This window comes from Massilia sp. R2A-15 (assembly GCF_030704305.1).
GTDB lineage: Bacteria > Pseudomonadota > Gammaproteobacteria > Burkholderiales > Burkholderiaceae_D > JAFCUW01.
Map to the genome: position 1 here is coordinate 546,089 of NZ_CP131935.1, position 14,287 is coordinate 560,375.

A 14,287-nucleotide genomic window follows, 5' to 3' on the forward strand; every position below is an offset into this window, starting at 1 on the left:
CACATAGAAAAGAGGACTGAATGGCGAGTAACAACGTAGCCCAATTTGCCACCGAACTGAAGATGCCTGCAGACTTGCTGCTGACGCAGCTGCGTTCTGCCGGCGTCGAAAAAAGTTCGACGTCAGATCCATTGTCGAAAGATGATAAGGATAAGCTGTTGAATCACCTGCGCCGCACCCACGGCGCCGCTGGCGACACCGAAAAGAAGAAGATCACGCTGACGCGCAAGGAAACCACCGAGATCAAGCAGGCTGACGCCTCGGGCAAGTCGCGCACGATTCAGGTCGCGGTCAAGAAAGTGCGCACCTTCGTGCAGCGCGACGAGCCGGTTGCGCCCGTCGCCGCGCCGGCCGCGCCGGCCGCTCCCGTGATCGACGCCGCCGAAGTGGCGCGCCGTGAAGAGGAAGCGCGCCGCCAGGCCGAGCTGATCGCCCGTCAGGAAGCAGACCTGCGCGAGAAGCAGGAACGCCTCGCCAAGCTCGACGCCGAAAAAGAAGCCCAGGCCAAGCAGGCCGAAGCCGAAGCGAAGAAGCAGGCCGCCGAGGAAGCCAAGCGTGTAGCGGCCCAGGCCGCGACCGCGACCGCCGGCGCCGCTGACGACGCCGCCGCCAAGAAGGCTGCCGACGACGAAGCCAAGGCCAAGGCTGCCGCCGCCGCCAAGGAAGCTGCCGCCCGCGCCGAAGCGAACGAAAAGGCGCGCAAGGCCGTGGCCGACGAAGTGGCCCAGATCAAGGCCATGATGAATGCGCCGCGCCGTGCGATCAAGGCTCCCGAGCCGGTCGCGCCGCCGGTTGCCGCCTTGAAGCCGAAGGCGCCGGAAGGCACGCTGCACAAGCCGGCCGACACCAAGAAGCCGGGCGACAAGCCGGGCGACAAGAAGGTACTCGGCCCGGACAAGAAGTCGATCAAGTCGGCCAACGTGTCCTCGACCTGGTCGGACGACGCCAAGAAACGCGGCGCGCCTGGCTCGATCAAGCCGCGCGGCAACGTCGGCTCCGGCGGACGCGACGGCTGGCGCGGTGGCGCCAAGGGCCGCCGTCCTTCGCACCACGAAGACCGCGAAAGCAATTTCCAGGCGCCGACCGAAGCGGTCATCAAGGACGTCCACGTCCCTGAGACCATCACGGTCGCCGAACTGGCGCACAAGATGTCCGTCAAGGCATCCGAAGTGATCAAGCAGCTGATGAAGCTGGGCCAGATGTGCACCATCAACCAGGTGCTGGACCAGGAAACGGCGATGATTCTCGTCGAAGAAATGGGCCACAAGGCATTTGCCGCGGCCGAGGACGATCCGGAAGCGCTGCTGGCCGACCAGGGTGAGCACACCCACTTCGAGTCGAGCGCGCGCGCACCGGTGGTCACCGTCATGGGTCACGTCGACCACGGCAAGACTTCGCTGCTGGACTACATCCGCCGCGCCAAAGTGGCGTCGGGCGAAGCGGGCGGCATTACGCAGCACATCGGCGCTTACCACGTCGAAACGCCGCGCGGCATGATCACCTTCCTCGACACCCCGGGCCACGAAGCGTTTACCGCGATGCGTGCACGCGGCGCCAAGGCCACCGACATCGTCATCCTGGTGGTGGCTGCGGACGACGGCGTGATGCCGCAGACGAAGGAAGCGATCGCCCACGCGAAAGCTGCCGGCGTGCCGCTGGTTGTTGCGATCAACAAGATCGACAAGCCGGGTGGCAACGTCGATCGCGTGACGCAGGAACTGGTCGCCGAACAGGTGGTGCCGGAAGAATACGGTGGCGAATCGCCATTCGTGCCGGTGTCGGCCAAGACCGGCCAGGGCATCGACGACCTGCTCGAGCAAGTGCTGCTGCAGGCCGAAGTGCTGGAACTCAAAGCCCCGATCGATGCGCCGGCGCGCGGCCTGGTGGTCGAAGGCCGTCTCGACAAGGGCAAGGGCCCGGTCGCGACCATCCTCGTCCAGTCCGGCACGCTCAAGCGCGGCGACGTGATCCTGGCGGGCTCCTCGTTCGGCCGCGTCCGCGCGATGCTCGACGAAAACGGCAAGCCGATCACCGAAGCCGGTCCATCGATTCCGGTCGAGATCCAGGGCCTGACCGAAGTGCCGGTCGCCGGTGAAGAAGTCATGGTCATGGCCGACGAGCGCAAGGCGCGTGAAATCGGTCTGTTCCGTCAAGGTAAGTTCCGCGACGTCAAACTGGCCAAGCAGCAGGCGGCGAAGCTGGAAAACATGTTCGAAAACATGGGCGAAGGCGAAGTCAAGAACCTTCCGATCATCGTCAAGACCGACGTGCAGGGTTCGATGGAAGCGCTGGTCGGCTCGCTGCAGAAGCTGTCCACGTCAGAAGTGCGCGTGCAGGTCGTGCACTCGGCGGTCGGCGGCATTACCGAGTCGGACGTCAACCTGGCGGTCGCGTCGAAGGCAGTCATCATCGGCTTCAACGCCCGTGCCGACGCCCAGGCGCGCAAGCTGGCCGAGTCGAATGGTGTGGATATTCGTTACTACAACATCATTTACGACGCGATCGAAGAGATCAAGGCTGCGCTGTCGGGCATGCTGGCGCCGGAGAAGCGCGAGCACGTCACCGGCCAGGTCGAGATTCGCCAGGTCATCCTGGTGTCGAAGGTCGGCGCGGTTGCCGGTTGCCTGGTCACCGATGGCGTCGTCAAGCGCACCTCGTCGGTCCGCCTGCTGCGCAACAACATCGTCGTGTGGACTGGCGAGATCGACTCGCTCAAGCGTTTCAAGGACGATGCGAAAGAAGTGCGCGCCGGCCTCGAGTGCGGCCTGTCGCTGAAGAACTACAACGACATCCAGGTTGGCGACACCCTGGAAGTGTTCGAAGTTCAGGAAATCGCCCGTACGCTGTAATTGCGTCTAGCGCTACCCGCAGGGCGCCAATCGGCATCGCGCTGATTGGCGCCCTGCGTTTTTTATAAGAAGTAAGATACGAACATGGCTAAACATAGCAAAAACATCCCGGCGCGCGGCTTGCGCGTGGCCGACCAGATCCAGAAGGACCTGTCGCTGATCATCGCCGGCGGCCTCAAGGATCCGCGCATCGGCATGGTCACCCTGACTGAAGTGCAGCTCACGCCCGACTACGCGCACGCCAAGGTGTTCTACACCCTGCTGAGCGACAAGAAGGAAGCGATCAAGAACACCCAGGACGGGCTGAACGCCGCGGCCGGCTTCATTCGCAACCAGCTGGGCAAGCAGTTGCACATCCACACGCTGCCGCAACTGCATTTCGTGCACGACACTTCGACTTCGCGCGGCATGGAAATGTCGCTGCTGATCGACCAGGCCAACGCCAGCCGCGCGGCCGACGCCGAGCCGGATGCAGTGCCAGAGACGCCCGACGCGCCTTCGGAATCCTGATCCTGATCGCCGTCGTTCCTGCGAAGGCAGGAACCCATGCTGAGTTGCTGTTCACGCGGCGTATGGATTCCTGCCTTCGCAGGAATGACGGTTTTGCGTGTAGCTAAGCAAATTTGGCAACGATGAAACCACAACACCCCAAGAAAGTCCGCGACCTTGTCGATGGCGTGCTGCTGCTCGACAAGCCGGTCGGCCTGTCGTCGAACGACGCGCTGATCAAGGCCAAGCGCATCCTCAACGCCAAGAAGGCCGGCCACACCGGCACGCTCGACCCGTTCGCCACCGGCCTGCTGCCGCTGTGCTTCGGCGAAGCGACCAAGTTCTCGCAAGACCTCCTGGAAGCGGACAAGACCTACGAGACCACGGTCCATCTCGGCGTCACCACCAATACGGGCGACACCGAAGGCGAGACCATCGAAACGCGCGAGGTCAACGTCACGCCCGAGCAGATCGAAGCGGTGCTGGCGCAGTTCCGCGGCCCGATCATGCAGGTGCCGCCGATGTACTCGGCCCTGAAGCGCGATGGCAAGGCCTATTACGAATATGCGCGCGAGGGCATTGTGCTGGAGCGCGAAGCGCGTCCGGTGACGATTCTCGATCTGAAATTTTTGGAATATTCCGCGCCGTTTTTGAAATTATCTGTCACCTGTTCCAAGGGCACCTACATCCGCGTGCTGGGCGAAGACATCGGCAACGCGCTCGGCTGCGGCGCCCATTTGAACGCGCTGCGCCGCACGCAGGTCGGCGCGCTGACGGCCGACGGCATGGTCACGCTGGAGCAGATGCAGGCCAATCCGGCGCCGCTGACGATGCTGGCGCCGGTCGATGCGCTGCTGGCGAGCTTCCCCGCGGTGCAGCTGACCGAGGATCTGGCCAAGCGCTTCCTGAACGGCCAGCGCCTGGCGCTGGGCAAGGAAGACGTCGCCGTGCCGGCCGAGCAGGGCAGGGTGCGCGTCTACCTGGCCGACAAGCTGCTGGGCACCGCAATCCTGCAGGAGTTCTCCATCCTCGCGCCGGAGCGCCTGATCGCTTTCAAACCCGCATAGTCCCGATTGTATTGGGAGTGCAGCTGGTGTAGCATCCATTGCTTGCCAATCCTGCAACCTGGACCGGAGAAATGCGATGTGCCGATTACTTGCCGTTCTGCTGATGGCGGCTTGCTCGTCCGTCGGCGCCAGCGAATTCGATGAGCGTGCTGCGCTGGCGGCCAAGGTCGTCGAGCTGATGCGTGGCCCCGCCGCTGAATGCAACGTGACGCCCGAAGCGCTGGCCAGGCGGCTGGCTGACACCTACCGCACGCGTCCGGGCGATTTCTCCGGCATATCGCCGCAGTCGGCGTACTGGCCGGAAGTCGAGCGCATCTGGCGCGAGTTCTACGCGGCGCAGTGCGCGGAGGCGCCAATCGATTTCGGGACCCGCCTCGTCATCAAGAACTATGCGGCGCGCATGTCGGTGCAGGAGTTGCGCGATGCGGTCGCCTTTTTCAGCTCGCCCAGCGGCCGTTCCATGCGCGCCGCTAACGTGAAGCTTGCCAACGACTTCCCGGACGGGCTTGGCGAGCTGGCTGAACGGCCTCAGAGCAAAGCGTCGCTTGTTTATCGCCGCGCCATGGGGCGTCTCAAGGAACAGTACGAGGCAAATCCGCGCTGAGCTGGCGAACCCGCCCGACTTGTCCGTGTTACATTTCCGTATCACTCCACCTGAGGCTGCTTGCCATGCGTTACCTGCTCGTCTGCGTCGCCTTGTGTTCCGCCACTGCCGCGCAAGCGGCGGATCCTGTCCCGAAACCAGACCCGGCCAAACAGCTGGCCCAGCTGGTGCTGCGCACCCAGGAAGGCGAAGCGGCGGCCAAGGAAAACGCCTGTCCTCCCGATCGCACCGCGTTTAGCGAGAAGATGAAGCGCGACTACTTGAACATGTCGATGAGCTACGGCGGCATTTCGCCGCAGTCGTACTACTGGCCGGAAGTCGAAGAGTTGTTCTACCAGTTCCGCAGCGCGCAGTGCCCGAACACCAAGAGCCCGGTCGACACCTTCGCCGAGACGGTGAGCAAGGAAATGTCGACAGCCGAGATCGACGCGGCGATCGCGTTCTACGGCTCCGCGGAGGGCAAGCGCGTGCTGGCCGGTGTGGCCAAGGCGCAGCAGGCGGTGCAGGGCGCGATGTTCCAGCGCTCGGCGCAGGGCGATGCAGCCGGCGTCGCGTACCGGGAAGGCTTGCGCGAGCTGATCGCGCGCTACAAGGCCGATCCGCGCTGACGGAGCAGTCGATATCAACCGGTATATAGGCGCTCTTGACTGAGCCTCAGAACAGACTAGACTAGCTTAGTCTAGTCTAGCTGGAGTACGCTATGCGCACCGTGAACATGCTTGAGGCAAAAACGCACCTTTCTCGCTTGGTGGACCGCGCCGTCCAAGGTGAGCCGTTCATTATTGCAAAGGCCGGCAAACCTTTAGTGAAAGTTATTGCATTGGATGCCCCAATCGCGGCCAAGCCACGGCGCCTGGGCTTCCTTGCCGGAGAATTTTCGATCCCCGACGACTTCGACACCATGGGAGCTCAGGAAATCGAACAGTTGTTCGAGAGTGGAGAGTGAAGCTGCTGTTGGATACCCATGTGCTTCTGTGGTCCGCGGTGGCCCCCGAGAAATTATCAGACAGCGCCAGGGCGTTGCTCTCCGATCCTCAGAATGAACTGATGTTTAGCGCGGCGAGTTTGTGGGAGATCGCCATCAAGCGCGGGCTTGCACGAAGCGATTTCCGGACAGATGCTCGCGTTCTGCGGCGAAGCCTGATCGACAATGGCTACACCGAGGTGCCCGTCACCAGTGAGCACGCTGTGGCGATCGATGGCTTACCGGGCATTCACAAAGATCCGTTTGACCGCATTCTGGTGGCGCAATCCATTGTTGAGGGCGTCACGTTGGTCACGGGGGATTCATTACTGGCGCAATATCCCGGACCGGTCCATCGCATTTAGTCCGATCACCTCAGTCCCAGCTCGGACAGTTCGCTCTCCATCTGCTGCCGGGAAATTAAGCAAGCCATTGAAATTGCGTCTGTTTTTCCGCTGTTGCGATGCAATACGCGCTGCGCGTGCTATACTAGTCGGTTCCCGGAATCAGAAACACCGTACACCTTCGTACACCTCGTACCTCAGTACGTACCTTCTCAGTTCATTACGACCATGTCTACTCAAAAACGCGCAATTCGTAACATCGCCATCATCGCTCACGTCGACCACGGCAAAACCACCCTCGTGGACCAGCTGCTGCGCCAGTCCGGCACCTTCCGCGAGAACCAGGCGGTCGACACCCGCGTCATGGACTCGAACGACCTCGAAAAAGAACGCGGCATCACGATTCTGTCGAAGAACTGCGCGGTTGAGTACGAAGGCACCCACATCAACATCGTCGACACCCCAGGCCACGCCGACTTCGGCGGCGAAGTCGAGCGCGTGCTGTCAATGGTCGACTCGGTGCTGCTGCTGGTCGATGCGCAGGAAGGCCCGATGCCGCAGACCCGCTTCGTGACCCGCAAGGCGCTGGCCCTGGGCCTGAAGCCTATCGTCGTCGTCAACAAGGTGGACCGTCCGGGCGCGCGCGCCGACTGGGCCATCAACCAGACTTTCGAACTGTTCGACAAGCTCGGCGCCACCGACGAGCAGCTGGACTTCCCGATCGTCTACGCCTCGGGCCTGAACGGCTACGCCGGCCTGACCGAAGACGTCCGCTCGGGTGACATGAAGCCGCTGTTCGACGCGATCCTGGAACACGTTCCAGTCCGTGACGACAACCCGGACGGCCCGCTGCAGATGCAAATCACCTCGCTGGACTACTCCTCGTACGTCGGCAAGATCGGCATTGGCCGCGTCAACCGTGGCCGCGTCAAGACCGGCCAGGACGTCGTTGTCATGAACGGTCCTGACGGCACCCCGATCAAGGGCCGCATCAACCAGGTGCTGAACTTCAAGGGCCTCGAGCGCGTGCTGGTCGACGAAGCCGTCGCCGGCGACATCTGCCTGATCAACGGTATCGACGAAATCGGCATCGGTTCGACCGTGTGCGCACCGGACACCCCGGAAGCGCTGCCGATGCTGACCGTCGACGAGCCGACCCTGACGATGAACTTCATGGTCAACAACTCGCCGCTGGCCGGCCGCGAAGGCAAGTTCGTCACCAGCCGCCAGCTGCGCGACCGCCTGGACCGCGAACTGAAAGCCAACGTCGCGCTGCGCGTGGCGCCGACCGACGACGACACCACGTTCGAAGTTTCGGGCCGCGGTGAGCTGCACCTGACCATCCTGATCGAAAACATGCGCCGCGAAGGCTTCGAGCTGGCCGTGTCGCGTCCGCGCGTGGTCTACAAGATGGTCGATGGCGTGCGCCACGAGCCGTTCGAGAACCTGTCGGTTGACGTTGAAGAAGCCAACCAGGGCGGCGTGATGGAAGAACTGGGCCGTCGCCGTGGCGACCTGACCAACATGGAATCGGACGGCAAGGGCCGCGTGCGCCTCGAGTACCGCATTCCTGCGCGTGGCCTGATCGGTTTCCAGGGCGAATTCATGACCCTGACCCGCGGCACCGGCTTGATGAGCCACGTGTTCGACGAGTACGCACCGGTCGACAGCTCGAAGGGCGAAATGGCCGGCCGCCGTAACGGCGTGCTGATCTCGCAGGACGACGGCGCCGCCGTGGCCTACGCGATCTGGAAGCTGCAGGATCGCGGCCGCATGTTCGTGGTGCACAACGACCCTGTCTACGAAGGCATGATCATCGGCATCCACTCGCGCGACAACGACCTGGTCGTCAACCCGATCAAGGGCAAGCAGCTGACCAACGTGCGTTCGTCGGGTACCGACGAAGCGGTGCGCCTGGTGCCGCCTATCCAGATGTCGCTCGAGTACGCGGTCGAATTCATCGCCGACGACGAACTGGTCGAGATCACGCCGAAGTCGATCCGCCTGCGCAAGCGCTTCCTGAAAGAGCATGAGCGTAAAAAAGCGAGCCGCGAAGCCGCGTAATCAATAAGGGGCGCTGCGGCGCCCTTTTTCAATGTGACTCCAAAAAAGATTTGACCGTCGTGCCGGGGTGCCGTGGCGTGATGCTCAAGCCCGCGCCTCACTCGCCGTTGGCAAATCCAATCGTTAGATGACGATCGTCGGCAAATTCAAGCCGCGGACCCAGACTCGGTCCAAACTTTTCGGGCAGCTCGCAGGAGGCAATAATTGAAGCGCTGAAAGTGGCGGTCCGGTATGGAAACCGTTTCGTCACCGGGCTGCTTTGGTCCAGATGCTTCGTCCATTGCTTGGCGTCCAGAGCCAGACCGAGCAACTGTACGCCATCGTGTGAAATGCTTGCATGGCGCGTTCCGATCAGCGCACCGCCGACGCGCAACTCCATGTCGGCAGCGCCTTTGGTGCACTTGGGCTGAAACTCCACGGCGCAGTAAAGTTTGCTCGCGTTCCAAGCGGCGCCGCCGGGACCGCCGTCCGGCCAGTGACTGAGTCCTTCTGCCCAAGGAAAACTCTTTGCGCTGTCGATGCCCGCCTTTACGCAGTCAAAGCGCGTGATTTGCACGATGCGCTGCGGGCTACTTGCGCCGGGCGGAGCAACCGCCGCGGTTTGCGCATTCGATAGCGTCGCTTCTGACGATATGGCAGGCGTTGCGAGTTGGCAGCAGGCGCAAATCGCCAGTACAAGCATTACCCGCTTAACCCGGCGCATGATCGAGGTCCTTAATTTGCCATCCTGCTCGTAACAGCTGGGCTTCCGAAATGCCGATCAGCTCCAGTTCATCCTGAATCGTGGCTTGTTTATCGATGCAGTACTGGAAATGCCACCATTCCTGCTTCTTGCTGTTTTCTTCCCACCCGTGCTGCGCTTTGATGCGCTCGAAGTTGCCACCGTCTTCGATCAAATTGGTGAGGTCGATGTAATTACCTGCCGGCATTGGCAGTTCTTTGCGCGAGAAGAAATCGTAATAGTTCTTTTCTTTCGCTTTGACTGCAATGCCTTTGGTTGCGTCTACCTTGCACCATATTCGCCAGTACATATCGGCCCCTTTCGGATCCTTCGCCACATAGTAGCGCTGACCGCGCCCGCCGGCCAACGGCTGCGAAATATCCACTGCACGTCCGGCGTAGTGGAAGCTGTGGCGGCTCGCTCCGCTACCGGCTTTGAAGTCGTATGCGCGCGTGGTGTCGCCGTACGGCCCTTGCAGCGTGCCGCCGGCCGCAGCCACCTTGGTCACGAGCGCAGACCAGGCCGCTGCGGCATCCGAGCGCAGCCGCGCGTTCGAGTCTTCGCTCAGCCGGACCAATGGAAACCGCCCCAAAGGCAATTTCCATCCGTTCAACTCCCATTTCTTGATCTCTGCCAGGGTGTCCGCATCCAGTAGCCCACTCACCATCCCATGAAACACGTCGGCAGTGTCTTGTGGCAAACGGTAGGCTCGCGCGGCATGGCGCTGGAATCGCGTGATCGCCCGCTTCACCTCCGCGTCGATCGCGACGAAATTCTTGCGCGGCTTGATGTAGTCAAGGGCGGACAAGGAAGCCAGTGCAGTTTTCTGCTCGTCTGATAAGCCGGCCATGCGAATTGTCCCCCCATTACCGTATTGACAGCAGTATCTGCCGTTCCTCTCGCTTCGGCAACTAGCCGATAAGGTAGGTACAGCCGGCCGAAGGACGGGCGCCGATAGGACGCGGCGGCGCATGTTAAACTCTTGGTTGAGCGCACGACTGCCTGCGCCATCCATGCCACCCATTTTTCCCAGCGCGCCACGCTCCGCCTTCTGTGCACCTCGCGTGCATTCTTCGCCTATCAATATGACTGTAACTAATCCGAACAAAACCAAAAGACGCGTCAGCGTGGCGCCGATGATGGACTGGACCGACCGCCACTGCCGCGTCTTCCATCGGCAGATCACGCGCCACACCTGGCTGTACACCGAGATGGTGACGACCGGGGCGCTGGTGTATGGCGACGTCGAACGCCACCTGCGCTTCAACGAAGAAGAGCATCCGGTCGCCCTGCAGCTGGGCGGCAGCGATCCGGCCGACTTGGCCACCAGCGCCAAGCTGGGGCAGCAGTACGGCTACGACGAGATCAACCTCAATTGCGGCTGCCCGTCGGAGCGCGTGCAGAAGGGTGCGTTCGGCGCCTGCCTGATGGCCGAGCCGAAGCTGGTGGCCGATTGCGTCAAGGCGATGCGCGACGCGGTGACGATCGACGTCACGGTCAAGCACCGCATTGGCATCGACCAGGTCGAGGAGTACAGCTTCGTGCGCGATTTCGTCGGGACGATTGCGGACGCCGGCTGCAAGACCTTCATCGTCCACGCGCGCAATGCGATCCTCAAGGGCCTGTCGCCGAAGGAAAATCGCGAGATCCCGCCGCTGAAGTACCACGTGGCGTATCAATTGAAACGCGAGTTTCCGGAGTTGGAGATCATCATCAACGGCGGCATCAAGACCAGCGACGAGATCGCGCTGCACCTCGAGCATGTCGATGGCGTGATGATGGGGCGCGAGGCGTACCACAACCCCTATGCGATGGCCGATTACGATGCCCGCTTCTACGGCGACGACTCGCCGGTCAAGTCGCGCCTGGAAGTGCTGGAGGCGATGATTCCTTACATTCAGGCGCAGCTCGATGCGCATGGCGAGCGCGGGCTCAAGTTGAACAGCATCACGCGCCACATGCTGGGACTGATGGCCGGGCTGCCGGGCGCGCGCGCGTTCCGCCAGGTGATGTCGGACTCGAAGAGGCTGGCGTCCGGCGATCCGCGGCTGCTGCTGGAAGCGGCCGAGGGGATGCGGCGCGCGGCGTAGAACATGGGGACAGGTCCGCGGGACCAGTCCCCGGCTTTGCATGCGGCGTCGACAAATTCGGGGGACTAGGCGTCCCCGTCGCTCCGGCGGACCTGACCCCTTTTTTTATTTCACGCCGGCGCGACCCGATTGCGGCGCTCCTCCGCAAACAGTACGGCCACCGCGCGAGGCCCGGTACTGACTCAGGCTTGCATCCCGCAAGCCATCGTGCATTTCCTCATAGAAACAACACATACCGTTGCGCCATCGGCAAAAAGCTTGCCCGTGGGCAAATGTCGCGCCTATAATTTGGGCGCTGCTTCCTCGTTTTCCTCGTGTTCCCGAGCATAGGTTGTTGTTCCGCTGAAACAACTGCTTACAGAATCGCGCATTTTTGCATCCGCAGTCATTTTTTTGATCTATCCTTGGAGCAATATCCAGACGGCGTCAGCGGAAGCGTGATGCGGTCGCGGGTGCAAGGGAATGCCGGCGCCGCGGGCGAATTCGATTAATCGATTCATATACATAAGACACGAAATGAATTTATCAAACATGAAAGTGGGAGTGCGACTGGGCCTGGGCTTCGCGCTGGTCCTGTTCTTCCTCGTTGCGGTCACCATCGTCGGCATCTTGCGCATGGCGCAGATCCAGGACCGCCTCGACCGCGTCGTCAGCGTGAACAACGTCGTCACCCGCTACGTGATCGATATGCGCGGCAACGTCAGCGACCGCATCAATTCGCTGCGCATCCTGACCATGATGTCGAGCCCGGACGAAATGGAATCGGACCTGAACCGCATCAAGGCGCAGACCGCCAAGTACGACGAAATCGAGAAGAAGCTGTCGGACAAGTTCGCCACCGAAGCGTCGCCGGCGGAAAAGGCGCTGCTGGCCCAGGTCAAGGAACATGAAGCGGTGGCCATGCCGGCCATCGCCAAGGCGCAGGAACTGTGGCTGGCCAACAAGGCCGAGGACGCCACCCGCGTGATGATCAAGGAAATCAAGCCGGCCCAGAAGAAGTGGATGGACGCGCTCGACCAGCTGGCCGCGCTGGAAGACAAGCTCAACACGCAAAGCTCGGTGGACGCCGGCGCCGCCTTCGACAATGCCCGCAACTTCATGCTGCTGATGGGCGTGCTCGCCGCAGGCATGGGCGTGCTGGCCGCCTGGGTGATCACCCGCGGCCTGCTCAAGCAGCTCGGCGGCGAGCCTGGCTACACGGCAAAAATCGCCGGCTCGATCGCCCACGGCGACCTGTCGATCGCAATCGACACGGCCGAGTCCGACAAGGGCAGCCTGCTGGTCGAGATGAAGGAAATGCGCAACAGCCTGGTGGGCATCGTCGGCCAGGTGCGCGTCGGCACCGAGACCATCGGCACGGCCTCGCGTGAAATCGCGGCCGGCAACATCGACCTGTCGTCGCGCACCGAAATGCAGGCCAGCTCGCTGGAGAAGACCGCGTCGGCCATGGAACTGCTGACCTCGACGGTCAAGCAGAACGCCGACAACGCCCGTGAAGCGAACCACCTGGCCGCGACCGCGTCCGACGTGGCGCGCAAGGGCGGCGACGTGGTTTCGCAAGTGGTTGACACGATGGGTTCGATCAACGCCTCGGCCAACAAGATTGTCGACATCATCGGCGTGATCGATGGCATCGCCTTCCAGACCAACATCCTGGCGCTGAACGCGGCCGTCGAGGCGGCTCGTGCAGGCGAGCAGGGCCGCGGCTTCGCGGTGGTGGCGTCGGAAGTGCGCAACCTGGCCCAGCGTTCGGCTGCGGCAGCGAAAGAAATCAAGACCCTGATCGGCGATTCGGTCGAGAAGGTCGAGCGCGGCAGCAAGCTGGTCGGCCAGGCCGGCGTGACGATGGATGAAGTCGTCGCCAGCGTCAAGCGCGTTACCGACATCATGAGCGAGATCGCCAACGCCAGCCAGGAGCAGAGCGCCGGCATCGAGCAGGTGAACCTGTCGATCATCGAGATGGACAGCATGACCCAGCAGAACGCGGCGCTGGTCGAAGAAGCGGCCGCCGCGGCGCAGAGTCTGCAGGACCAGGCCAGCGAACTGGCGCACGTGGTCAGCATCTTCAAGCTGGTCGATGGCGAAGTGGCGTATGTGGCGCCGGCCCCGATTGCAGTGGCAGCGCCCGCCGCCAAGGCTGCCGCCAAGCCGGCGCCGCAGTTGCGCGCCGCCCGCCCGGCGCTGAAGAAGCCGGCAACTGCAGCGCCGGCCGCGCCGGCCGAGCAGCCGAAGCCGAAAAAAGTCGCGGCGCCGGTCAGCGGCGACGAGTGGGAAGAATTCTGAGTCAGCAGTCGAAGTGGCTTTACAAGTTTTGTTAAACACGAAGTGGAAATGGAATCATGAATAAGCGCATCAGTATCATCGCCGCCCTGCTGTTGAGCGGTTTTGCCAGCACCACCCTTGCAGCCGAAGTGCCGGCATCGTTCGACGCCAAGAACTGCAAGGCCGAGTATCCGAAGGCCTCGTTGATGAATGAAGAGCAGGGCGAAGTTGGCCTGGCGTTCCTGGTGTCCCCGGACGGCCACGTGCTCGATTCGAAAATCGAAAAGAGCAGCGGCTTCAAGAACCTCGACAAAGCCGCGCTGAAGGGCATTTCGGCATGCAAGTTCAAGCCGGGCACCAAGGACGGCGCCCCGGCGCAGACCTGGGCCAAGGTGGACTACGTCTGGAAGCTGTAATCGGGCGGTAATCGTTTAGCGATTTCAATGATTGGGAAAATGGTATGTCTACAAATTCGCGTTATCTGAGTGTGTTCGCAGCCTTGTTGCTGTCCACCGTGACCGTCGCCGTGTCGGCCGCTGAAGTTGCGGCAAGCTTCGATCCAAAGACCTGCAAGGCGGATTATCCGAAGGCGTCCCTGATGAACGAAGAGCAGGGCACGACGTCGATGTCGTTCCTGGTCGCGCCGGACGGTTCGGTGGTCGATTCCAAGCTGGAAAAGACCAGCGGCTTCAAGAACCTCGACAAGGCGGCGATCAAGTCGCTGTCGGCCTGCAAGTTCAAGCCGGGCACCAAGGACGGCGCGCCGGCCCAGACCTGGACCAAGGTCGATTACGCCTGGAAGCTCGACTAAGCAGTAGACTGCCGCCGATCGT

Annotated in this window: 14 protein-coding genes; 12 read left to right on the forward strand and 2 right to left on the reverse strand. The window is 62.2% G+C overall.

The annotated features are described in order from the left end of the window. The first annotated feature begins 20 nt into the window (after positions 1–20). The 8 genes from infB to typA all read left to right on the forward strand — a co-directional run bounded on the left by infB (position 21) and on the right by typA (position 8,381). Positions 21–2,849: a translation initiation factor IF-2 gene (gene infB / locus Q4S45_RS02440; protein WP_305508813.1), complete on the forward strand. Its 2,829-nt coding sequence runs from the start codon at positions 21–23 to the stop codon at positions 2,847–2,849. A gap of 84 nt (positions 2,850–2,933) precedes the next feature. Next, positions 2,934–3,359 carry a 30S ribosome-binding factor RbfA gene (rbfA, locus tag Q4S45_RS02445; protein ID WP_305508815.1) on the forward strand — a complete coding sequence of 142 codons (426 nt, stop codon included), beginning with the start codon at positions 2,934–2,936 and terminating at the stop codon, positions 3,357–3,359. 122 nt (positions 3,360–3,481) lie between these two features. Next, entirely contained in the window at positions 3,482–4,405 is a 924-nt protein-coding gene (gene truB / locus Q4S45_RS02450) for a tRNA pseudouridine(55) synthase TruB (RefSeq protein ID WP_305508817.1), read from the forward strand. A gap of 76 nt (positions 4,406–4,481) precedes the next feature. Next, positions 4,482–5,009, forward strand: coding sequence for a DUF2059 domain-containing protein (locus Q4S45_RS02455; RefSeq protein ID WP_305508819.1), 528 nt, complete (start codon positions 4,482–4,484; stop codon positions 5,007–5,009). 65 nt (positions 5,010–5,074) lie between these two features. Beyond that, a complete protein-coding gene (locus Q4S45_RS02460; RefSeq protein ID WP_305508821.1) occupies positions 5,075–5,617 on the forward strand; it encodes a DUF2059 domain-containing protein in 543 nt (180 codons plus the stop codon). Positions 5,618–5,709: 92 nt separating this feature from the next. Then, positions 5,710–5,955 (forward strand): type II toxin-antitoxin system Phd/YefM family antitoxin, encoded by a 246-nt coding sequence (locus Q4S45_RS02465; protein ID WP_305508823.1) that lies wholly within the window; start codon positions 5,710–5,712, stop codon positions 5,953–5,955. Further along, on the forward strand, positions 5,952–6,338 hold the full coding sequence (locus Q4S45_RS02470; protein ID WP_305508825.1) for a type II toxin-antitoxin system VapC family toxin: 387 nt from the start codon (positions 5,952–5,954) through the stop codon (positions 6,336–6,338). Before Q4S45_RS02465 ends, Q4S45_RS02470 begins: the two co-directional genes overlap by 4 nt. Positions 6,339–6,545: 207 nt before the next feature. Beyond that, positions 6,546–8,381, forward strand: a complete 1,836-nt coding sequence (typA, locus tag Q4S45_RS02475) for a translational GTPase TypA (protein WP_305508826.1) — start codon at positions 6,546–6,548, stop codon at positions 8,379–8,381. A 97-nt stretch (positions 8,382–8,478) separates the two neighbouring features. On the opposite strand, the gene Q4S45_RS02480 is transcribed toward typA, so the two are convergent. Further along, positions 8,479–9,084: a hypothetical protein gene (locus Q4S45_RS02480; RefSeq protein ID WP_305508828.1), complete on the reverse strand. Its 606-nt coding sequence runs from the start codon at positions 9,082–9,084 to the stop codon at positions 8,479–8,481. Beyond that, a complete protein-coding gene (locus Q4S45_RS02485) occupies positions 9,071–9,952 on the reverse strand; it encodes a hypothetical protein (protein ID WP_305508829.1) in 882 nt (293 codons plus the stop codon). Before Q4S45_RS02485 ends, Q4S45_RS02480 begins: the two co-directional genes overlap by 14 nt. A 286-nt stretch (positions 9,953–10,238) precedes the next feature. On the opposite strand from Q4S45_RS02485, the gene dusA reads away from it, so the two are divergent. The 4 genes from dusA to Q4S45_RS02505 all read left to right on the forward strand — a co-directional run bounded on the left by dusA (position 10,239) and on the right by Q4S45_RS02505 (position 14,265). Continuing rightward, a complete protein-coding gene (dusA, locus tag Q4S45_RS02490) occupies positions 10,239–11,192 on the forward strand; it encodes a tRNA dihydrouridine(20/20a) synthase DusA (protein WP_305508831.1) in 954 nt (317 codons plus the stop codon). Positions 11,193–11,723: 531 nt separating this feature from the next. Next, entirely contained in the window at positions 11,724–13,475 is a 1,752-nt protein-coding gene (locus Q4S45_RS02495) for a methyl-accepting chemotaxis protein (protein WP_305508833.1), read from the forward strand. Positions 13,476–13,531: 56 nt separating this feature from the next. Beyond that, entirely contained in the window at positions 13,532–13,870 is a 339-nt protein-coding gene (locus Q4S45_RS02500) for an energy transducer TonB (RefSeq protein ID WP_305508835.1), read from the forward strand. Between the two features lie 44 nt (positions 13,871–13,914). Then, entirely contained in the window at positions 13,915–14,265 is a 351-nt protein-coding gene (locus Q4S45_RS02505) for an energy transducer TonB (protein ID WP_305508837.1), read from the forward strand. The last annotated feature ends 22 nt before the right edge of the window (positions 14,266–14,287 follow it).